Source organism: Paenibacillus lycopersici, assembly GCF_010119935.1.
Taxonomy (GTDB): Bacteria; Bacillota; Bacilli; order Paenibacillales; family Paenibacillaceae; genus Paenibacillus_Z; species Paenibacillus_Z lycopersici.
The window spans coordinates 2,466,246-2,487,053 of record NZ_CP048209.1; the positions used below are offsets into that span (position 1 = coordinate 2,466,246).

Below are 20,808 nucleotides of genomic sequence, written 5' to 3' on the forward strand. Positions count from 1 at the left end.
GATCTTCTGCTCCGCCGGGAATAAATTGGGGGTCCGAGGAGATACTGAACATTAATGTTTCTCCTTGGGAGGTAATCACGTTGACCCGAAATAAAGTCGAGATCTGTGGAGTGGATACCGCTAAACTGCCCGTCCTCACGAATGCCGAAATGCGCGAGCTGTTCACGGCATTGCAAACGCAAAACGAATGGGCAGCAAGAGAGAAATTAGTCAATGGCAACTTGAGGCTAGTGCTAAGCGTGATTCAACGGTTTAACAATCGCGGGGAATTCGTCGACGATCTCTTCCAAGTCGGCTGCATCGGCCTCATGAAAGCAATCGACAATTTCGATCTCAGCCAGAATGTGAAGTTTTCAACCTATGCGGTTCCGATGATTATCGGCGAGATCCGCCGTTACCTCCGGGATAACAACCCGATCCGCGTCTCCCGCAGCCTGCGCGATATCGCGTACAAGGCGCTGCAGGTTCGGGACAGCCTGACGAACAAAAATTCGCGGGAGCCGACGATTTTCGAAATCTCCGAGGCGCTGAACGTGCCGAAGGAGGACGTCGTCTTCGCGCTCGATGCCATTCAAGATCCGGTTTCGCTGTTCGAGCCGATCTATCACGACGGCGGCGATCCGATCTACGTCATGGATCAAATCAGCGACGACAAGAACAAGGACGTCTCCTGGATCGAGGAAATCGCCCTCCGGGAAGCGATGCACAAATTGAACGAACGCGAGAAAATGATTCTCTCCATGCGTTTCTTCGAAGGCAAGACGCAAATGGAGGTCGCCGACGAAATCGGCATCTCGCAAGCGCAAGTGTCCCGGCTCGAGAAATCGGCCATTCAGCAAATGCAGAAGCACGTCAAAACCTGATCTCCTGCAATCAAACCTTAACGGCGCCCCCGCGCCGTTTTTTCATGTCTTCAGACACGGCGGAGCGGGATAATTCCTGCCAAGCAGGACATTTTGCCCATTCCGCACATATAGTATCTATAGACCTGTTTGGGCGGAGCGGCCGGCGTTCGAAGCGCGGGCTTCGCGTTCGGCCTTCCGCCAGCTGAATGAGGATCAGTCTTCCCGGAAGCGTGGTGAGCGGTAAAATGAAAATTTCCGATTTCCAAACGAAGGATGTCATCAATATCGTCGACGGCCGCAAGCTGGGGCAAATCAGCGACCTGGAGCTTGATTTGCGCCAAGGCCGGATCGATTCCATCGTCGTTCCGAGCCATTCCCGGTTCTTCGGCATGTTCGGAAGCGGGACGGATGTCGTGATTCCATGGCGGAATATCGTGAAGATCGGTACGGACGTCGTGCTCGTCCGGATCGATGACGCGAAAGTATACCGGGTGGAGGAGGACGACGTCGGCGTCCGCTAGACCGGTTTGCCGGCCGCTTGCTTGCGGGACTCATGCGCCGCATACGCTCGCAAGGATAGCGGCCGGCATGGTACACTATAGGCAGAGGTGAGCCGATACATGGAACCATTTGTCCAACGACATGAACCTGAACTTGAAGCGAAGGGGCCTTCGCTTTTTTTATTGCGCCCGTGGACGGAGCGTTATCCCGGGATGACGGCCGGGTTTACCGGCAGGGAGGGCGGCTGCAGCGAAGCGCCGTGGGGAACGCTCAACTGCGGCCTGCACGTCGGCGACGCGAATGAGGACGTCGTCCGCAACCGCAGGCGGATCGCCGAGGCGCTCGGCTGGCCGTTCGAGGCGTGGACCTGCGCCGAGCAGGTGCACGGCGACCGCGTAACGGTCGTCGGCGCGGAGGACCGCGGCAAGGGCCGGGAAAGCCGCGGCTCGTCCGTCGGCGACGCCGATGCGATGATCACGACGGAGCGCAACGTGCTGCTGACGTCGTTCTACGCGGACTGCGTGCCGCTCTATTTCTTCGATCCGGCGAAGGGCGCCGTCGGGCTCGCGCACGCGGGGTGGAAAGGGACCGTCCTGGAGATCGCCCGCAAGACGGTCGAGGCGATGGCCGTCAGCTTCGGCTGCAAGCCGTCGGATATGCATGCGTCGATCGGGCCGTCGATCGGCCTCTGCTGCTACGAAGTGAATGAAGTCGTGCTGGAGCGGGTAATTCCTCTTATCCGGGACATGCGGCTTGACGAGAGCGGCCTCGCCGTCCCGACCGGCGAAGGCAGGGCCAGGATAAACTTGAAAGAATTGAACCGACAGATTATGATAAAAGCAGGAATTTTGCCGAGCCGTATCGAATGTTCAGAATGGTGTACCGGCTGCTCGACCAGCCTGTTCTTCTCCCACCGGATGGAGGGCGGGGCTACGGGCAGAATGGTCAGCTGGATCGGCATAAGGTGAAACGGCCGTCGCCGTCCACATGGCGGCGCCGTAAGTTTCATACCGGCGAGTGATAAGCGGTTATATGGAGAAGCTTGTACTCCCGTGTATGGCAAGCGAAGGAGATTCGAACGCGGTGACCTTGGAACAACGGATGGAAGAAGTAGAGCGGCGCCTTGCGGATGCATGCGCCAGAAGCGGCCGGAACCGGTCGGACATCGGGCTCATCGCGGTCACGAAATATGTCGGCATCGAGCAGACGCAGAACGTGCTGCGCCACGGGCTGACGCACATGGGCGAGAACCGCTGGCAGGACGCCGCTGACAAGTGGAACGCGATCACGGGCAGCGGCTGGGACCGCAGCCTGGAACAAGCGCCTGCGGGACAAGCCGTCTGGCATTTTATCGGATCGCTGCAGACGAACAAGGTGAAGGACGTCATCGGGAAATTTACATATATTCATTCGCTGGACCGGTTGTCGCTGGCGCAAGCGATCGAACGCAGAGCCGAGCAGCTCGGCCTTGTCGTTCCCTGCTTCCTGCAGGTGAACGTATCGGGAGAAGCGAGCAAGCACGGACTCGCGCCGGAAGCGCTCGTGCCGTTCGCGGCGGAATTGTCGGCACTCCGCCATATCAAGCCCGTCGGCTTGATGACGATGGCGCCGATCGATGCCGAAGGCGAGCAGACGCGTCCCGTGTTTCGCGGACTGCGCGAGCTGCGCGACGAACTGAACGGCAAAGCCGTCCTGCCCGAGCCTGTCGCGGGCTTATCGATGGGCATGTCGGGAGATTTCGAAATCGCCGTCGAGGAAGGAGCCACCTGGCTCAGACTCGGAACCGTACTGGTAGGCAAGAGCTGATTGCGGCCGAGATACGCCGCAAGGCAAGGGATGCTATCATAAACGAAAGAAGGCGATACGCATGATGAACAAGTTCATGAGTTTTCTCGGGCTGCAAGAGGAGGAAGAAGTCGTCGAGCGCGAACGCGTCGATGCGCATGACGAGCAAGAAGTTGAAACTTCTCCCTTCGAAGCACGTAAACCTTCTTCGAAGGGCAACAACAATATCGTCAGCATTCATTCGCAGAAGCAAGTTCGCGTCATCCTGAACGAGCCGCGTTCCTATGAAGAGGCGCAGGAGATTGCGGACCATCTCCGGTCCCGCCGGTCGGTCGTCGTCAACTTGCAGCGCGTGCGCTCGGACCAGGCCGTGAGGATCGTAGATTTCCTCAGCGGCACGATCTATGCCCTGAACGGGGGCATCTCGAAGCTGGGTCCTAATATATTTCTATGCACGCCGGATACGGTTGAAATTCAAGGCGCGATTACAGAAATGCTGACAGAGGAGCAAGAATACAAAAAAATGAGGTGATCGTGCGTTGCGTGCTGAAAATTTAATAATGGATCTCGCTAGTATTTACCAGTATATGATAATCGCGTACGTGCTGCTTTCGTGGCTGCCCGGACTGCGCGACAGCTTTATCGGCGAACTTCTCGGCAAGCTGGTCGAACCTTATCTGGCGCCGTTCCGCAGGTTCATCCCGGCCATCGGCGGCGTGATCGATATTTCGCCGATCGTGGCGCTCTTCGCTCTTCGCTTCGTCGCCCGCGGCTTGGTCGCGATCGTAGAGATGTTCGTATGAAGAACGACATTCACGTCCATTTCCATCCTGACGAGCGGCCGTTCGTGGACCGCGCGTCGGAATGGATCGACCGTGCCGCTTACGCGCACGAAATGAAGCTGACGGACTTCCTTGATCCCCGGCAGGCCGAGATCGTCGTATCCCTCGCGAACCGCAGCCCGGATGCGCAAGTCCGGCTGTTCGGCGGTTATGAGGAAGCGGAGCGGGCAAGGGCGATCATCGCGCCGGATTACCGGCAGCTGGACGACGAGCCGGCCCGCATCGCGCTGATCGAAGTGACCGGCGGCACGCAAGGGCATTTGGAGCTTGAGCATGGCGATTACCTGGGCGCGCTGCTGGGACTCGGCATCAAGCGGGACCGGATCGGCGATCTTCATGTGCATGAGGATCGCTGCCATTGTCTCGTCGCCGAGGAGATCGCCGATTATATCAACATCCACTTGCGCCAAGTCCACCGCGTTCATGTCCTTACGGAAATTCTTCCGTTGGAGCAGCTGCGTCCCGCCGTTCCGGCGATGGAGGAGATGAACCTGTCGGTGGCTTCTTTGCGTCTGGACGGCATCGCGAGCGACGTGCACCGCATCAGCCGGACGAAGATCGTCGATCCGATCCGGGCCGGAAGATGCCGCATTAACTGGAAGGTCGAAGAGGATCCTTCCGCGCCGCTTAAGGAAGGCGACGTCGTATCCATGCAGGGGCTCGGGCGATTCAAGGTGCTTGCCGTCGACGGCGTTACGAAAAAAGGCAGGATGCGCGTCCGAATCGGTAAAATTATCTAGCCCTTTGCAGGAATATGGCTTCATCTGTCGAATTCAGAATGAACAATAGGGTGATCCGCCCGTGAGACTTGTAAACATTCAGGAGGTGCGCCAATGCCGTTAACGCCATTGGACATACATAACAAGGAATTTGGCAGACGACTTCGCGGGTATGATGAAGATGAAGTGAACGAGTTCCTCGATCAGGTCATTAAAGACTACGAAGCGCTCATTCGCGAGAACAAGGAGATCCAGAACCAGGCGCTGGCTCTTCAGGAGAAGCTGAACCACTTCGCGAATATCGAAGAGACGCTCAGCAAGACGATCATCGTGGCGCAGGAAGCGGCCGATGAAGTCCGCAACAACGCCAAGAAGGAAGCGCAGCTGATCGTGAAGGAAGCGGAGAAGAACGCGGATCGGATCATTAACGATTCGCTCAATAAATCCCGCAAAGTCGCGCTTGAAGTCGAAGAGCTGAAGAAGCAGGCTTCCATCTACCGGGCCCGGTTCCGGACGCTCGTGGAAGCGCAGCTGGAATTGCTTTCGCAAGAAGGCTGGGATACCCTGGAAGGCCCGCCTGCGGTCGCCAGCGACGTTCGCAATTAATTGGGCTCGGCCGGTTTGACAAATGTTTGGATATGACGTATAAATGGTAATAATGCTAGTAAGCATACAAACATTTCGTTGACGAGAACGAGTACGCAGTGGAATGCTCCCCAGAGAGCCGGCGGTTGCTGAGAGCCGGCGTGCGGACGATTGCGGAATATCCTCTCCGAGAAGCGATGCAGAACCTTGCAGGAAGCATGCCCGAGCATGCCGGACGCAGGCCCGAGTAGTGAACGCAGTTCATGACAAGGGCGAACGAAGTTCGCGGCCAGGGCGGTTATTCGCAAGCAGTAAGCATCGTCGGATTTCCACCGTTACGAGGAACGCGGATGGCAGTAGCGCATCCGTGACGAAGGTGCCGGTTCAAGCGGCATACCCGAGCAGCTGGAAGCAAGCCCGCGCGGCGAACGACGTTCGCGTGCAGGGTCGGTGAAGCTGATGATCAGGGTTGCACGGCGCCGTGTTTGCTCTCTTGCATTACGGGAGACGCACGGCTCGAACGAATCGGAACAAGGGTGGTAACGCGAGCCGAGTCTCGTCCCTTTACAGGGGCGGGGCTTTTTTTATTTCCAGAAGAAGAAAGGACGGGGCGCAGATGCAGCGTATTGATGTGAAAGAGAAAGCGAGAAGCCGCGATTTGCGGGTATTGGACAAATGGAGAGCGGACGGCACGTTCCGGCAGTCCATCGACAACAGGGAGGGCAAGCCGAACTTCGTCTTCTACGAAGGTCCGCCGACAGCGAACGGCGCGCCGCATATCGGGCATGTGCTTGGTCGCGTGATCAAGGACTTCATCTGCCGGTACAAGACGATGGACGGCTACCGCGTCGTCCGTAAGGCAGGATGGGATACGCACGGCCTGCCCGTCGAGCTCGGCGTAGAGAAGCAGCTCGGCATCTCCGGCAAGCAGGAAATCGAGAATTACGGCATCGAAGCTTTCATCACCAAATGCAAGAACAGCGTTTTCGAATACGAGCGCCAATGGCGCGAATTGACGGAAGCGATCGGTTACTGGACGAATCTGGACGATCCGTACATCACGCTGAACAATGATTACATCGAGAGCGTATGGCATATCCTGTCTTCGATCCATGGCAAAGGCTTGCTGTACCGCGGCCACCGGGTCAGCCCGTACTGCCCGTGCTGCCAAACGACGCTCAGCTCGCACGAGGTGGCGCAAGGGTACGAGGACGTCAAGGATCTCAGCGCGACGGTGAAGTTCAAGCTGCAAGGCAGCAATGAATTCGTGCTCGCATGGACGACGACGCCTTGGACGCTTCCGGCGAACGCGGCGCTGGCGGTCAATCCGAACTTGACGTACGCGCGCGTACGCAAAGACGGCGAGACGTACATCGTGGCGGAAGCGCTCGTCGAGAGCGTGATGAAAGGCGACTACGAGGTACAGTCCATGCTGAAGGGCTCGGAGCTACTGAACCTGCGCTATGAACCGCCGTTCCGCTATGTGTCGGTCGAGAACGGCCATTACATCATCCCGGGCGATTTCGTCAGCGACGCGAGCGGTACCGGTATCGTTCATATCGCGCCCGCGCACGGCGACGACGACTATAAGGTCGCCCGTCAGAATGGCGTCAGCTTCCTGAGCATCGTCGACAATGCCGGCCGGTATGTCGATGCCGTTACGGATCTTGCCGGACGCTTCGTCAAAGAATGCGACGTCGATATCGTGAAAATGCTGAGCGAGCGCGGCCTGCTGTTCTCCAAGGAGCGTTACGAGCACAGCTACCCGTTCTGCTGGCGCTGCAAAACGCCGCTCATCTACTACGCGACCGACAGCTGGTTCATCGAGACGACGGCCGTCAAAGACCAGCTGATCGCGAACAACAGCCAAGTCGATTGGTATCCGGGACATATCCGCGAGGGCCGCTTTGGCAAGTTTCTCGAGGATCTCGTTGACTGGAACATCAGCCGCAACCGGTATTGGGGCACGCCGCTGAACGTATGGATTTGCGACAAATGCGGCGGACAGCATGCGCCGGGCAGCCGGGCCGACCTGGCTGCGCGTTCCGTGACGCCGATCTCGGTCGACATCGAGCTGCACAAGCCTTACGTGGACGACGTGAAGCTTCATTGCCCGCACTGCGAAGGCGGCGTGATGACGCGCACGTCCGAAGTCGTCGACGTCTGGTTCGACAGCGGCTCCATGCCGTTCGCGCAGTACCATCAGCCGTTCGAGAAGCAGCAGACATTCGCCGAGCAATATCCGGCCGATATCATCTGCGAAGGCATCGACCAGACCCGCGGCTGGTTCTTCAGCCTCTTGGCGGTATCGACGCTGTATAACGGCAAAGCGCCGTATAAAGCGGTCATCTCGACGGGGCATATCCTGGACGAGAACGGCCAGAAGATGTCCAAATCCAAGGGCAACGTCATCGACCCGTGGGAAATCATCAACGAGTACGGCACCGACGCCTTCCGTTGGGCGCTGCTTGCCGACAGCGCGCCGTGGAACAGCAAGCGCTTCTCGCGCGGCATCGTCGGCGAAGCGAAGTCCAAGGTCATCGATACGATCGTCAATACGCATGCGTTCTTCGCGCTGTATGCGTCCATCGACGGATACGATCCGTCATCGCAGCCGGCCCGCGTATCCGCAAGTAAGCTGGACCGCTGGATCGTGTCGCGTCTGAACAGCTTGACGTCGAGCGTGAACAAGAGCCTGTCGACGTACGACTTCCTGAACGCGGCCAAAAGCATCGAGGGCTTCGTGGATGAGCTCAGCAACTGGTACATCCGCCGTTCCCGCGACCGGTTCTGGGGCAGCGGCCTGACGGACGACAAGCTGGATGCGTACGGCACGCTTCGTTCCGTCCTGCTAACGCTGGCGCGCCTGATCGCGCCGTTCGCGCCGATGCTGGCGGAAGACGTCTATACGAACCTTGGCGACGGAAGCAGCGTGCACTTGGCCGATTATCCGAAAGCCGACGAAGCGGCGATCGACGAGACGCTGGAGCGCGACATGGAGACGGCGAGACAGATCGTCGAGCTTGCGCGCAACGTCCGCAACGAGACCGGCATCAAGACGCGCCAGCCGCTCGGCGAGCTGATCGTGGCGCTGGACAACGAATTCGACTTGACGCCGTACGAAGACATCATCAAGGACGAGATCAATGTCAAGTCGATCACGATCGCAAGCGGGGACAGCGGCTTCGTCGACTTCACGTTCAAGCTGAACCTGAAGATCGCCGGCAAGAAGTACGGCAAGCACGTCGGCCCGATCCAGACGTACCTGAAATCGCTGTTGCCGGACGAGACGAGCGCGATCGTCAAGGCGGGCGAACTGGCTTACACGTCGCTTGAAGGCGACAGCTTCGTCATTCCGTTGGACGAATTGCTGGTGGAGAAGCAGGCGAAATCCGGTTTCGCATCCGCGTCGGGCTATCAGCTGACCGTCGCGATCAATACGGACATCACGCCGGAATTGGAGCAGGAGGGCTTGGTGCGCGAAGTGATCCGCGCCGTGCAGGACACGCGCAAGAAGCTGGACCTGCCGATCGAGCAGCGCGTGAAGCTTCTCTTGAACGTCGATGCCGAGCTGCGCGCCGCGCTTGACGCGTTCAAGGACGTACTGTTCGAGAACGTGCTGCTCAGCAGCGTGGAATACGGCACGGAGGCCGAAATGGAGAACGTGTCGCTCGGCGATCGCGAGGTTGGAATCGCGATCTTGGGGGCATAGTAACTGCATAGCAGCAAACGAACGAACGCCCATGGCGAATCGGGCAGGCGGCTCTTGCCGCTTGACCGGTTCGCTGCATGGGCTTCGTTGCGTTTGCAATACAAGAAATTAAGGAATGGACAGCGATGATGACGGAAAATCAGGATGACATGAAGCGTCTTCGCAATTCGCTCGACGCGCTGGAGAAGCGGCTGCAGAAGCTGACGGCGCAAATGGAACGCACGCAGATCGCGGATTACGTGCAGCTGCTCAACCGCCCGTTCTCGCTTATGTGGCGGAACGTTCTCGGCGGACTGTCGCGCGGCGTCGGCATCGCGATCGGGTTTACGATATTCGCCTCTACGATTCTGTATATCCTTCAGCTGCTCGGCGCGCTGAATTTGCCGATCATCGGCGACTATATCGCGGATATCGTCCGAATCGTGCAGCATCAGCTGGAAGGCAAGACCTACTAGACCGCCGCCAGGGGGGGGCAATTACGGCAAGCGATCGAGCAATCGCGGCAGCGCCAGAGCGGCAATTACGCGAGCGATCGCGGCTTGCAGCCGCATTACGCATTAATCGCGTTCGAGCGAATGATCGCCTTCATCTTGCTCCATGTAATCGTTATAGGTGCGATTGCGCACGATATAGCGGTGGCTGCCCGTAATGTCGGTGGCCACGAAGCTCTCGAACGATTCCACGTAGCCGTCGGCTTCGTCGGCTTCAATGCCGATTTCGTCATAGGAAGTGACATCGCGGTTCTCGGACATGGCCGGGGAATCGGAGTTGCCCCAGCTTTCGACGATTTGCCAAGCATCCTCCCCGTCGAAGCCGTTGTAGCCGTCTTCGTGGTCGTCCATGCTCGTACGGCCGAACGGCGGCCGCATGAAGGACTCTTCGGCAGGCCGGCGGTCGGAGACCTCCTGCCTTGGCGAATGCGCCACGCAATATAGCGAATCCGGCAGCGCCTGCAGCCTGGCGAGCGGGATCGGTTCGCCGCATGTCAGGCATTGCCCGTAGCGGCCTTCCTCCATGGCGGCAAGCGCGGCGTTGATCCGGTTCAGATGGAGCTCCTCCTGCTCGTGCAAGGCAAGATCTTTGCCGCGTTCGTAGGTTTCGGTAGCCGCATCCGCGGGATGGTTATCGTAGGCGGACAAATCGCCGGATTCGTCGCGCAGCGAGGCGTCCAGGCCGTAATGCTCGCTGCTGGCAAGGCGCTGCTCGGCGGCCGCTTTCTCCACGATCAGCCGGCTGCGGAGACTGCGAAGCTGGGCATTCGTCAGATTCGTCATCGGAAGATCAACCTTCTTTCGTCGATACGGAATGGGGCGTTGATGGTGTGCCATTATCTTTTGCAGCGGCGGCCGTTTTTAGAGGCGGGCAATCATGGATACACTGGCAGGGAGAAGCCCGATATCACTGGTCGAATGCAGATTGAGTATGCTACAATGTGGGGGATAAGGGGGCTAATGCCGTGAAATTTTACTATTATTGGCTGGCTGTTTTCGTTTTGGTTGTCGATTTCTTAAGCAAGAAATGGGTAGAGCATAATTTGGCATTGTACGAAACCAAGCAAGTCATCGGAAATTTCTTTATCCTTACCTCTATCCGGAACAAGGGCGCGGCATTCAGCATTCTGCAGGAGAAACGTATCCTGTTTCTGTTGATTACGCTGGTCGTTGTGTGCGGCATCGTTTGGTATATGAGGAAGAACCGCCATTCCGGCAAAGTGCTGCTGCTTTCGGGACTCGGTCTCGTACTGGGCGGCGCTGTCGGCAATTTTATCGACCGCGCGCTGTACGGACAAGTCGTCGATTTTCTGCAATTTACGTTCGGCAGTTACGTATTCCCGATATTTAATTTGGCGGACTCCGGCATTTGCGTCGGTGTAGCCTTGATTCTGCTGGATGCGCTGCTGACATCCAAGAAAGAGAACGGAGATTCGAATTCGAATGAAAAAGGACAACAACGAAACGGAACGGAAGAATCCGGACATCAATTTATTCAGTGAGGATCAGGATCCGATGATCTTCACGATCGAAGAAGCGCAAGCCGGCGAACGGCTGGATAAGTATACGACCGAATGCATCGAAGCTGAGGCTGCGGGCAGCTTGCACGAGCAGGCGGATGCAGGCCGGAGCAATGAAGGAACCAACCGTCCCGGGCCGGCGGACCTGACGGCCGGCGTATCGCGCACGCAAGTGCAGGAATGGATCAAGAACGGCGCGGTGCTCGTGAACGGCCGCATTGCCAAAGCGAATTACAAACTAGCCGTGGCCGATGTGGTCACGGTTATTGTGCCGGATCCGGAGGAAGCGCACATCGAGCCGCAGGACATCCCGCTGGACGTCGTCTACGAGGACGGCGACGTCATCGTCATCGACAAGCCGCGAGGCATGGTCGTCCATCCGGCGCCGGGACATTACTCTGGAACGCTGGTCAATGCGCTGATGCATCACTGCACCGACCTGTCGGGCATTAACGGCGTTATGCGCCCGGGCATCGTTCACCGGATCGACAAGGACACGTCAGGTCTGATCATGGCCGCCAAGAACGACATGGCGCACGCCTCGCTCGCGGCGCAGCTGAAGGCGCACACCGTCACGCGCAAATACATGGCGCTCGTTCACGGCAATATGCCGCACGAGAACGGCACGGTGGATGCGCCGATCGGCCGCGACCCGCAGGACCGCAAGCTGTTCACGGTCATTCACAAGGGCAGCAAGGAAGCGGTCACGCATTTTCAGGTCGTGGAGCGCTTCGGCGATTACACGCTGCTGGAGCTGCAGCTGGAAACCGGGCGCACGCACCAGATCCGCGTGCACATGAAATATATCGAGCATCCGCTGGCCGGCGATCCGGTCTACGGACGGAACAAGACGATCGGCCTCAAGGGGCAGGCGCTTCATGCGGCCGTGCTTGGATTCGTGCATCCGAGGAGCGGCGAGTATCTGGAATTCCAGGCGCCGATTCCGGCCGACATGGAACATGAATTGATGATTCTGAGGCAGCGCTGACGCGGCGTCCGGGCAGGCGCGAAACACGAAAAAAGTGCAAACTTTTCGCTAATTACTTTATGTGGCCGGCGGCTATCATTACGCTATGATGGAACCAATAATAATCTTCAGTAATTGAAGGGTGAGATCAAGCTAATGACGCAAATCAACCATAATTATACGCTGCTGCAAGGCAGCTACCTGTTCTCCGAAATCGCGAAGCGCCGCACGAAATTCATGCAGGACAATCCAAGCGCGCAAATCATCAGTCTCGGCATCGGCGACGTGACGCGCGGCTTGCCGGACGCGATCACGAAGGCGATGCACGCCGCCGTGGACGAGCTGTCCAATCCGTCGACGTTCCGCGGCTACGGCCCGGAACAAGGCTACGATTTCTTGATCGACGCCATCATAGCCCACGACTACAAGGCGCGCGGCATCGACATCGCCGCGAACGAAGTGTTCGTCAGCGACGGCTCGAAATGCGACGTCGGCAACATCCAGGAAATATTCAGCCAGGACGCGGTTATCGCCGTACAGGATCCCGTCTATCCGGTCTATGTGGATACGAACGTCATGGCGGGCCGCTCGGGCCGATTCAATAAGGAGACGAACCAGTACGAGAACATCGTCTACCTGAAATGCGATGCGTCGAACAACTTCACGCCGAGCCTGCCGGAGCGCAAGGTCGATCTGATCTACCTGTGCTACCCGAACAACCCGACGGGCATGACGCTCTCGAAGGAAGAGCTGAAGCGCTGGGTCGATTTCGCCAAAGCGAACAATTGCATTATCCTGTACGATTCCGCCTATGAAGCGTTCATCCAGGAAGCGGACGTGCCGCGTTCCATCTATGAAATCGAAGGCGCGAAGGAAGTGGCGATCGAGTTCCGCAGCTTCTCCAAGACGGCCGGTTTCACGGGCGTGCGCTGCGCGTACACGGTCGTGCCGCGCGAGCTGAAGGCGACAGACGCGGACGGCCATACGGCGCTCGTGAACGACCTGTGGAACCGCCGCCATTCGACGAAGTTCAACGGCGTCTCCTACGTGACGCAGCGCGGCGCGGAAGCGATCTACGCGCCGGAGGGCAAAGCCCAAATCGCGGCCATCGTCGACTACTACATGACGAACGCGGGCATTATCCGCGAGGGACTCGCTTCGCTCGGCCTGGACGTGTTCGGCGGCGTGAACGCCCCGTACATCTGGCTCAAGACGCCGAACGGACTTGACTCGTGGGCGTTCTTCGATAAATTGCTGTCCGAAGCGAACATTGTCGGCACGCCGGGCGTCGGCTTCGGGCAAGCCGGCCAAGGCTACTTCCGCCTGACGGCGTTCGGCAGCCGCGAGAATACGGAAAAAGCGGTAGAACGGATCACGAAATTAAGCCTGTAATCAAAAGAGGCATTGACATCTTTTGTCGAATGTGAAATAATTCTTTTGATAAACAGCAGTACCTTTAACTCAGTCCAGAGAGGCTGGCAAGGTAACGTGAATCGTTTTATCGACCGGACAGGGGACAGCCCTAACACTGGCGCAGCTGCGTCCGAGTGGGATTTGTTCAACCTTGAACGTCGAGCTTATTGAAACGACGAAACTCCTTGCGCAACCTGCCAAGGAGTTTTTTTTGTGGCCATGGAACTTCGCATGCACGCAAGGAGGCGCTTGAAACGGATGGATGAACAACATCGCGTCATTATGGACGAAACGGCGATTCGGCGGGCACTGACGCGGATTGCCCACGAAATCGTCGAGAAGAACAAAGGCATTGACAATTGCGTGATCGTCGGCATTCGCACCCGCGGCATCTACCTGGCCCAGCGCATCGCCGAACAAATCCGCGAGATCGAAGGGCTGCCCATCGAAGTGCAGGAGCTGGATATTACGCAATACCGCGACGACCGCGAAAGCGGCAGCGGGGGGACGCCTCCGGCAGGCACGTCGCTGAACGTGAAGAACAAACGCGTCATTCTGATCGACGACGTGTTCTACACGGGACGCACGATCCGGGCGGCGATGGATGCGCTCATGGATCTCGGCAGGCCGCAGATGATTCAGCTGGCGGTGCTGGTCGACCGGGGACATCGGGAGCTGCCGATTCGTCCGGACTATGTCGGCAAGAACGTGCCCACGTCGAAACAGGAGCAAATCGAAGTTTCTCTGCAGGAAGTCGACGAGAACGATCAAGTGACGATTATCCATTAAGGGGGAAACGGAATCATGACGACCGCGGCATTGGTCAAGCAGCGCAGCCTGCTTGGACTGAAGGAGCTCGGCAGGGAAGAGATCGAATCGATACTGGACCGGGCGGCTTACTGGGAAGCGAGCCCGAATAAAATCGAGCCGGTGCTGCAAGGTAAGTTTATTGCGAACATGTTTTTCGAGAACAGCACGAGAACCCGCTTCTCCTTCGAGGTGGCGGAGAAACGGCTCGGCGCGGAAGTGCTCAACTTCTCGGCCGCCGTCTCGAGCGTACAGAAGGGCGAATCGATCTACGATACGGTCCGCACGCTGGAATCAATGGGGATCGACGCTGGAATCATAAGATTGAAGCCGATCGGGGTGCTGGCCGATCTGGCAACGAAAATCAAGGTGCCGCTCATCAACGCGGGCGACGGCAATAACGAGCATCCGACGCAAGGCTTGCTCGATCTGTATACGATGCGCAAGCAGTTCGGCGAGCTGCGGGGGCTGACGGTCTCCATCATCGGCGATATCCTGCACAGCCGCGTGGCGCGCTCGAATCTGTACGCGCTGCGGAAATTCGGCGCCAACGTGCAATTCTGCGCGCCTGGCAGCATGTCGGCGCCCGAGCTGGACGCGCCGCTCGTATCGATGGAAGAAGCGCTGAAGGCGGACGTCATCATGATGCTGCGCGTACAGCTGGAACGCCATGAATCGGGCATTATGGCCGGGGCCGAGGCTTACCGCGAGCAGTACGGACTGACGGCGGAACGGGCGGCGCGCATCGCCTCGCACGCCATCATCATGCACCCGGCGCCGATCAACCGGAACGTGGAAATCGACGACGAGCTGGTCGAGCACCCGCAATCGCGGATTTTCCCGCAAATGCAGAACGGCGTACCGATTCGGATGGCCGTCATCGAACGGGCATTGACCTAGCGGTCGAAAGGAGAAGATAAGACGATGGCAACTTGGATATTGAACGGATTGGTATGGAACGAAGCGAACGGGGAAACCGAGCTTAAGCATATCCGCATCGCGGACGGCGTGATCGCCGAGATTACGGAAGCAGCCGCCGGCCAGCCTGACACGAACGGCCACGAGATCATCGACGCGAACGGCAAGCTGGTCTCCGCGGGCTTCGTCGACATGCACGTGCATCTGCGCGAACCGGGCTTTGAATACAAAGAAGACATCGCGAGCGGCACGCGCTCGGCGGCCGCAGGAGGCTTCACGACCATCGCCTGCATGCCGAACACCCGTCCGGTTACGGATTCGGCGGAGACGGTCCGCTACATTCTCGACAAGGCGAAGACGACGGGCATCGTGAACGTGCTTCCGTACGCGGCGATTACGAAGAACGAGCTTGGCCGCGAGCTGACCGACTTCGCTTCGCTGAAGGAAGCGGGCGCGGTCGGCTTCACCGACGACGGCGTGGGCGTGCAGAACGCGCAAATGATGAAGGACGCCATGAAGCTCGCCGCTTCGATGGATATGCCGGTCATCGCGCACTGCGAAGACGACTCGCTCGTTGTCGGCGCAGCCGTAACGGAAGGCAAATTCGCGGCGGAGAACGGGCTGAAAGGCATCCCGAACGAATCCGAAGCGATTCATGTCGGACGAGACATCCTGCTTGCGGAAGCGACGGGCGTTCACTACCATGTGTGCCATGTCAGCACGGAGCAGTCGGTGCGCCTCATCCGCCACGCGAAGCAATTCGGCATCCGCGTTACCGCTGAGGTATGCCCGCATCACCTGATCCTCTCGGACGAAGATATCCCGGGCATGGACGCGAACTGGAAAATGAACCCGCCGCTGCGCACGCCGCGCGACGTGCAGGCGGTCATCGAAGGGCTTGAAGACGGCACGCTCGACATCATCGTCACGGACCACGCGCCGCACAGCGCGGAAGATAAAGCGCGCGGCATGCAGCTCGCGCCGTTCGGCATCACCGGCTTCGAGACGGCCTTCCCGCTGCTCTACACGAAATTCGTGCGCACGGGCAAATGGACGCTCGGCTTCCTGCTGAAGCGGATGACGTCGGACCCGGCCCGCGTGTTCGGCCTGGCGAGCGGCGTCCTGCAAGCGGGCGCGCCGGCGGACATTACCATCGTAGACTTGGAGCATGAACGCGAGGTTAACCCGGACAGCTTCCTGTCCAAAGGGAAAAATACGCCTTTCGGCGGCTGGCGGCTGTACGGCTGGCCGGCGGCGACGATCGTGGGCGGCAAGCTCGTCTGGTCGGAATAGATCGAAGAAGCACGCAACTTGAGAACAGGAGTGATACGGATGCAAGCAAGATTGTTATTGGAAGACGGCACGTTGTTCACGGGTCTTGGCTTTGGCGCCGAAGGACAGTCCAGCGGCGAGGTCGTATTTAATACAGGGATTACAGGCTATCAAGAGGTGCTTTCGGACCCGTCCTACTGCGGTCAAATCGTGACGATGACGTATCCGCTGATCGGCAACTACGGCATTACGCGGGATGATTTCGAAACGGTGGCGCCGTTCATTCACGGCTTCGTCGTACGCCGTCACGAGCCGGTTCCAAGCAACTGGCGCGCGGAATACACGCTGGATCGCCTGCTGAAAGAACACGGCATCATCGGGATCAGCGACATCGATACCCGGATGCTGACCCGTATCCTCCGTCACCACGGCACGATGAAAGGCCTCTTGACGACCGGCAGCGAGCGCGTCGAAGAGCTGCAGGAACGTCTTGCGGCATCGCCGCTCATGCGCGACCAGGTGGCCCGTACGTCGACGAAGAGCATCTTCTCGAGCCCGGGCGAGCGCGAACGGATCGTGCTCGTCGATTACGGCGCGAAGAGCGGCATTCTGCGCGAGCTGACGAAGCGCGGCTGCGACGTCGTCGTCGTTCCGCATGACACGACGGCCGACCAGATCCGCCGCCTGAACCCGGACGGCATTCAGCTGTCCAACGGCCCCGGCGACCCGAAAGACGTGCCGCACGCCGTGAAAATGATTCAAGAGCTGCTCGGCGAATATCCGATCTTCGGCATCTGCCTCGGTCATCAATTGTTCGCCCTCGCCTGCGGCGCGGATACGGCGAAGCTGAAGTTCGGCCACCGCGGCGGCAACCACCCGGTTAAAGAGCTGGCGACGAACCGCTGCTACATCACTTCGCAGAACCACGGCTACACGGTGCTTGAAGAGACCGTTGCCGGCACGAAGCTGGAAGTGACGCATATCAACAACAACGACCGGACGATCGAAGGCTTGAAGCATGCCGAATATCCGGCCTTCTCGGTACAGTACCATCCCGAGGCGGCGCCCGGACCGCTTGACAACAGCTACCTGTTCGATCAATTCCTGGACATGATCCGCGCAACGAAGAAGAACAACCCGCAGAAACCGCGTCAAGCGCAATTGGCGGCATCATTGAGAGGAGAGCTGCAATATGCCCAGAAATAATAAGCTGAAGAAAATTCTCGTTATCGGTTCCGGCCCGATCGTTATCGGCCAAGCGGCCGAGTTCGACTATGCCGGCACGCAAGCTTGCCAAGCGCTCAAAGAAGAAGGCTACGAGGTTGTGCTCATCAACAGCAACCCGGCGACGATCATGACCGACACGAACATGGCGGACAAAGTCTACATCGAGCCGATCACGCTTGAATTCGTTACCCAAATCATCCGCCAGGAGCGCCCGGACGGCCTGCTGCCGACGCTCGGCGGTCAAACCGGCCTGAACATGGCGGTCGCGCTGGCACGCGCTGGCGTACTGGAACGCGAGAACGTGCAGCTGCTCGGCACGCAGCTGACGGCGATCGAGAAAGCGGAAGACCGCGACCTGTTCCGCGACCTGATGCGCGAGCTGGAACAGCCGGTGCCGGATAGCGTTATCGTCACGACGGTCGAAGAAGCGGTCACGTTCGCCAATGAGATCGGCTACCCGATCATCGTTCGTCCGGCGTACACGCTCGGCGGAACGGGCGGCGGCATCTGCGGCGACGAGAGCGAGCTGCGCGACACGGTCGCCTCCGGTATCCGTTACAGCCCGATCAGCCAGTGCCTCATCGAGAAATCGATCGCGGGCATGAAAGAAGTGGAATACGAAGTCATGCGCGACGCGAACGATAACTGCATCGTCGTGTGCAACATGGAGAACTTCGACCCGGTGGGCGTACATACCGGCGATTCCATCGTCGTGGCGCCAAGCCAAACGCTGTCCGACCGCGAGTACCAAATGCTCCGTTCGGCATCGCTCAAGATTATCCGCGCGCTGAACATCGAAGGCGGCTGCAACGTACAGTTCGCGCTCGATCCGTTCAGCTACCAATATTACGTTATCGAAGTGAATCCGCGCGTCAGCCGCTCTTCGGCGCTCGCATCCAAAGCGACGGGCTATCCGATCGCCAAGATGGCCGCGAAAATCGCCATCGGTTACACGCTGGACGAAATCGTCAACCCGGTAACGGGACAAACTTACGCTTGCTTCGAGCCGACGCTGGACTACATCGTCTCCAAAATCCCGCGCTGGCCGTTCGATAAATTCACGACCGCCAACCGCAAGCTGGGCACGCAAATGAAAGCGACCGGCGAAGTGATGGCGATCGGCCGCACGTTCGAAGAATCGATGCACAAGGCAGTCCGCTCGCTGGAGATCGGCACGCACCGCATCCACTTGAAGGATGCCGCCGAGCTGTCCGACGACGTGCTGCGCCTGCGCCTCGAGAAGCCGGACGACGAGCGCATGTTCCTCGTGGCGGAAGCGTTCCGCCGCGGCTATCAGCTGCAGGACGTTCAGGACATCACGAACATCGACTGGTGGTTCCTTGACAAGATCGAAGGGATCGTCGCGTTCGAAGATCAGCTTCGCCGCGCAAGCGTGCTGTCGAAGGAGCTGCTGTACCAAGCGAAGCGCAAAGGCTTCTCCGACCGTTCCATCGCCGAGATCCGCCGCGAAGGCGGACAGACGACGCACACGGACGAGTACGACATTCGCGCGTACCGTCTGGAGCAAGGCCTGAAGCCGGTGTACAAAATGGTCGATACGTGCGCCGCGGAGTTCGAAGCGACGACGCCTTACTACTACTCGACGTACGAGGTCGAGAACGAAGTAACGGAAACCGACAAGCAGAAGGTGCTCGTGCTCGGCTCCGGCCCGATCCGGATCGGCCAAGGCATCGAGTTCGACTACTCCACCGTGCATGCGGTGTGGGCGATCCAGAAGGCCGGCTACGAAGCGGTCATCATCAACAACAACCCGGAGACGGTATCGACGGACTTCAGCACGTCCGACCGCCTGTACTTCGAGCCGCTCTTCTTCGAGGACGTCATGAACGTCATCGAGCAGGAGAACCCGATCGGCGTTATCGTGCAGTTCGGCGGACAAACGGCGATCAACCTGGCGGCTCCGCTGACGAAAGCCGGCGTGCGCATTCTCGGTTCGAGCCTCGAGAGCATCGACGCGGCCGAAGACCGCAAGAAGTTCGAAGCGCTGCTGCGCGAGCTGAACATCCCGCAGCCGCAGGGCTCGACGGTAACGTCGGTCGACGAAGCGGTTGCCGTTGCGCAAGGCCTCGGCTACCCGGTACTCGTTCGCCCGTCGTACGTCCTCGGCGGACGCGCGATGGAAATCGTCTACTCCGACGAAGAGCTGCTGACGTACATGGTGCAAGCGGTGAAAATCAATCCGGAGCATCCGGTTCTGATCGACCGCTACATGCTCGGCAAAGAAGCGGAGGTCGACGCGATCTGCGACGGCGAGACCGTCCTGATCCCGGGCATCATGGAGCATGTCGAGCGCGCGGGCGTTCACTCCGGCGACTCGATTGCGGTATACCCGCCGCAATCGATCTCGAAAGAGCTGCAGGACAAGATGATCGACATTACGATCAAGATCGCGCGCGGTCTGAACGTCATCGGTCTCGTCAACATCCAGTTCGTCATCTTCCAGGACGAAGTGTACGTCATCGAGGTAAACCCGCGTTCCTCGCGTACGGTTCCGTTCCTGAGCAAAGTGACGAACATTCCGATGGCGAACCTGGCGACGCAGGCGATTCTCGGCACGAAGCTGGCGGATCTCGGCTATACCGAAGGGCTGTGGCCGGAGGAAGAGTACGTGTCGGTTAAAGTGCCGGTGTTCTCCTTCGCGAAACTCCGCCGCGTCGACCCTACGCTCACGCCCGAAATGAAATCGACGGGCGAAGTCATGGGACGCGATCAGAATTACGCGAAAGCACTGTATAAAGGCCTTGTGGGCGCAGGCATGCGCATTCCGCCTACGGGCGCGATCATCGCGACGGTGGCCGACAAGGACAAGCCGGAAGCGATCGAGATTCTGCGCGGCTTCTACGAGCTGGGCTATAACATCATCGCGACGGGCGGCACGGCGACGGCGCTGGAAGAAGCGGGTCTGCGCGTGAAACGCGTGAACAAGCTGAGCGAAGGCTCGCCGAACATCCTGGATCTCATCCGCGACGGCCAGGCGCACTTCGTCGTCAACACGCTGACGAAAGGCAAAACGCCGGAGCGCGACGGTTTCCGTATCCGCCGCGAAGCGGTCGAGAACGGCGTCGTCTGCATGACCTCGCTCGATACGGTACGCGCCCTGCTCAACATGCTGGAAGCGATCAACTTCTCCTCGCGTCCGATGCCGGTCATCGCGCAGAAATAACAGCATCCTTGGCCGCCTCG

Annotated in this window: 19 protein-coding genes; 18 read left to right on the plus strand and 1 reads right to left on the minus strand. The window is 58.9% G+C overall.

Translation table 11 applies throughout. The features are described 5' to 3' along the window. The first annotated feature begins 80 nt into the window (after positions 1 to 80). From sigG to GXP70_RS10750, 10 genes are all read left to right on the plus strand, one after another. Positions 81 to 863, plus strand: coding sequence for an RNA polymerase sporulation sigma factor SigG (sigG, locus tag GXP70_RS10705; protein ID WP_090573745.1), 783 nt, complete (start codon positions 81 to 83; stop codon positions 861 to 863). A 227-nt stretch (positions 864 to 1,090) separates the two neighbouring features. Continuing rightward, a complete protein-coding gene (locus GXP70_RS10710; protein WP_162356518.1) occupies positions 1,091 to 1,366 on the plus strand; it encodes a YlmC/YmxH family sporulation protein in 276 nt (91 codons plus the stop codon). Positions 1,367 to 1,558: 192 nt separating this feature from the next. Further along, positions 1,559 to 2,314 (plus strand): peptidoglycan editing factor PgeF, encoded by a 756-nt coding sequence (gene pgeF / locus GXP70_RS10715; RefSeq protein ID WP_318652422.1) that lies wholly within the window; start codon positions 1,559 to 1,561, stop codon positions 2,312 to 2,314. A 115-nt stretch (positions 2,315 to 2,429) separates the two neighbouring features. Further along, positions 2,430 to 3,152 (plus strand): YggS family pyridoxal phosphate-dependent enzyme, encoded by a 723-nt coding sequence (locus GXP70_RS10720; RefSeq protein WP_225442754.1) that lies wholly within the window; start codon positions 2,430 to 2,432, stop codon positions 3,150 to 3,152. Between the two features lie 55 nt (positions 3,153 to 3,207). Continuing rightward, entirely contained in the window at positions 3,208 to 3,663 is a 456-nt protein-coding gene (locus tag GXP70_RS10725; protein ID WP_162360418.1) for a cell division protein SepF, read from the plus strand. Between the two features lie 28 nt (positions 3,664 to 3,691). Further along, the gene (locus GXP70_RS10730) at positions 3,692 to 3,934 is read left to right on the plus strand and encodes a YggT family protein (RefSeq protein ID WP_162356523.1); all 243 of its coding nucleotides are present in this window, start codon (positions 3,692 to 3,694) and stop codon (positions 3,932 to 3,934) included. Further along, on the plus strand, positions 3,931 to 4,713 hold the full coding sequence (locus tag GXP70_RS10735; protein ID WP_162356525.1) for a YlmH family RNA-binding protein: 783 nt from the start codon (positions 3,931 to 3,933) through the stop codon (positions 4,711 to 4,713). The genes GXP70_RS10730 and GXP70_RS10735 overlap by 4 nt, the downstream gene beginning before the upstream one ends. Positions 4,714 to 4,806: 93 nt before the next feature. After that, positions 4,807 to 5,298: a DivIVA domain-containing protein gene (locus GXP70_RS10740; RefSeq protein WP_162356527.1), complete on the plus strand. Its 492-nt coding sequence runs from the start codon at positions 4,807 to 4,809 to the stop codon at positions 5,296 to 5,298. Positions 5,299 to 5,893: 595 nt separating this feature from the next. After that, a complete protein-coding gene (ileS, locus tag GXP70_RS10745) occupies positions 5,894 to 8,989 on the plus strand; it encodes an isoleucine--tRNA ligase (RefSeq protein WP_162356529.1) in 3,096 nt (1,031 codons plus the stop codon). Between the two features lie 149 nt (positions 8,990 to 9,138). Further along, a complete protein-coding gene (locus tag GXP70_RS10750; RefSeq protein WP_404822352.1) occupies positions 9,139 to 9,444 on the plus strand; it encodes a DUF5665 domain-containing protein in 306 nt (101 codons plus the stop codon). A 102-nt stretch (positions 9,445 to 9,546) separates the two neighbouring features. On the opposite strand, the gene GXP70_RS10755 is transcribed toward GXP70_RS10750, so the two are convergent. Beyond that, the gene (locus GXP70_RS10755; RefSeq protein WP_162356531.1) at positions 9,547 to 10,263 is read right to left on the minus strand and encodes a TraR/DksA C4-type zinc finger protein; all 717 of its coding nucleotides are present in this window, start codon (positions 10,261 to 10,263) and stop codon (positions 9,547 to 9,549) included. A 182-nt stretch (positions 10,264 to 10,445) separates the two neighbouring features. Here GXP70_RS10755 and lspA point away from each other — a divergent pair, with 182 nt between their 5' ends. The 8 genes from lspA to carB all read left to right on the plus strand — a co-directional run bounded on the left by lspA (position 10,446) and on the right by carB (position 20,788). Then, positions 10,446 to 10,982, plus strand: coding sequence for a signal peptidase II (lspA, locus tag GXP70_RS10760; protein WP_162356533.1), 537 nt, complete (start codon positions 10,446 to 10,448; stop codon positions 10,980 to 10,982). Further along, positions 10,924 to 11,988, plus strand: a complete 1,065-nt coding sequence (locus tag GXP70_RS10765) for an RluA family pseudouridine synthase (RefSeq protein ID WP_225442755.1) — start codon at positions 10,924 to 10,926, stop codon at positions 11,986 to 11,988. Before lspA ends, GXP70_RS10765 begins: the two co-directional genes overlap by 59 nt. Positions 11,989 to 12,123: 135 nt before the next feature. After that, a complete protein-coding gene (locus GXP70_RS10770) occupies positions 12,124 to 13,359 on the plus strand; it encodes an LL-diaminopimelate aminotransferase (RefSeq protein WP_162356535.1) in 1,236 nt (411 codons plus the stop codon). A 279-nt stretch (positions 13,360 to 13,638) separates the two neighbouring features. Then, a complete protein-coding gene (pyrR, locus tag GXP70_RS10775; RefSeq protein ID WP_162356537.1) occupies positions 13,639 to 14,169 on the plus strand; it encodes a bifunctional pyr operon transcriptional regulator/uracil phosphoribosyltransferase PyrR in 531 nt (176 codons plus the stop codon). Positions 14,170 to 14,184: 15 nt separating this feature from the next. After that, positions 14,185 to 15,087, plus strand: a complete 903-nt coding sequence (locus GXP70_RS10780; RefSeq protein WP_162356539.1) for an aspartate carbamoyltransferase catalytic subunit — start codon at positions 14,185 to 14,187, stop codon at positions 15,085 to 15,087. A gap of 24 nt (positions 15,088 to 15,111) precedes the next feature. Further along, positions 15,112 to 16,398: a dihydroorotase gene (locus tag GXP70_RS10785; protein ID WP_162356541.1), complete on the plus strand. Its 1,287-nt coding sequence runs from the start codon at positions 15,112 to 15,114 to the stop codon at positions 16,396 to 16,398. 39 nt (positions 16,399 to 16,437) lie between these two features. Next, complete coding sequence (gene carA, locus GXP70_RS10790; protein ID WP_162356548.1) at positions 16,438 to 17,583, plus strand: glutamine-hydrolyzing carbamoyl-phosphate synthase small subunit; 1,146 nt, start codon at positions 16,438 to 16,440, stop codon at positions 17,581 to 17,583. Continuing rightward, positions 17,570 to 20,788, plus strand: coding sequence for a carbamoyl-phosphate synthase large subunit (gene carB / locus GXP70_RS10795; protein ID WP_162356556.1), 3,219 nt, complete (start codon positions 17,570 to 17,572; stop codon positions 20,786 to 20,788). Before carA ends, carB begins: the two co-directional genes overlap by 14 nt. Positions 20,789 to 20,808: the final 20 nt, after the last annotated feature.

Bases quoted from the DNA above. Each gene is read 5' to 3' on its own strand.
- GXP70_RS10770 (WP_162356535.1), top strand. From the start codon at position 12,124: ATGACGCAAATCAACCATAATTATACGCTGCTGCAAGGCAGCTACCTG.
- GXP70_RS10780 (WP_162356539.1), top strand. From the start codon at position 14,185: ATGACGACCGCGGCATTGGTCAAGCAGCGCAGCCTGCTTGGACTGAAG.
- GXP70_RS10785 (WP_162356541.1), top strand. From the start codon at position 15,112: ATGGCAACTTGGATATTGAACGGATTGGTATGGAACGAAGCGAACGGG.
- GXP70_RS10750 (WP_404822352.1), top strand. From the start codon at position 9,139: ATGAAGCGTCTTCGCAATTCGCTCGACGCGCTGGAGAAGCGGCTGCAG.
- pyrR (WP_162356537.1), top strand. From the start codon at position 13,639: ATGGATGAACAACATCGCGTCATTATGGACGAAACGGCGATTCGGCGG.
- carA (WP_162356548.1), top strand. From the start codon at position 16,438: ATGCAAGCAAGATTGTTATTGGAAGACGGCACGTTGTTCACGGGTCTT.
- GXP70_RS10755 (WP_162356531.1), bottom strand. From the start codon at position 10,263: ATGACGAATCTGACGAATGCCCAGCTTCGCAGTCTCCGCAGCCGGCTG.
- GXP70_RS10740 (WP_162356527.1), top strand. From the start codon at position 4,807: ATGCCGTTAACGCCATTGGACATACATAACAAGGAATTTGGCAGACGA.
- pgeF (WP_318652422.1), top strand. From the start codon at position 1,559: ATGACGGCCGGGTTTACCGGCAGGGAGGGCGGCTGCAGCGAAGCGCCG.
- GXP70_RS10735 (WP_162356525.1), top strand. From the start codon at position 3,931: ATGAAGAACGACATTCACGTCCATTTCCATCCTGACGAGCGGCCGTTC.
- GXP70_RS10710 (WP_162356518.1), top strand. From the start codon at position 1,091: ATGAAAATTTCCGATTTCCAAACGAAGGATGTCATCAATATCGTCGAC.
- carB (WP_162356556.1), top strand. From the start codon at position 17,570: ATGCCCAGAAATAATAAGCTGAAGAAAATTCTCGTTATCGGTTCCGGC.
- GXP70_RS10765 (WP_225442755.1), top strand. From the start codon at position 10,924: ATGAAAAAGGACAACAACGAAACGGAACGGAAGAATCCGGACATCAAT.
- ileS (WP_162356529.1), top strand. From the start codon at position 5,894: ATGCAGCGTATTGATGTGAAAGAGAAAGCGAGAAGCCGCGATTTGCGG.
- GXP70_RS10730 (WP_162356523.1), top strand. From the start codon at position 3,692: ATGGATCTCGCTAGTATTTACCAGTATATGATAATCGCGTACGTGCTG.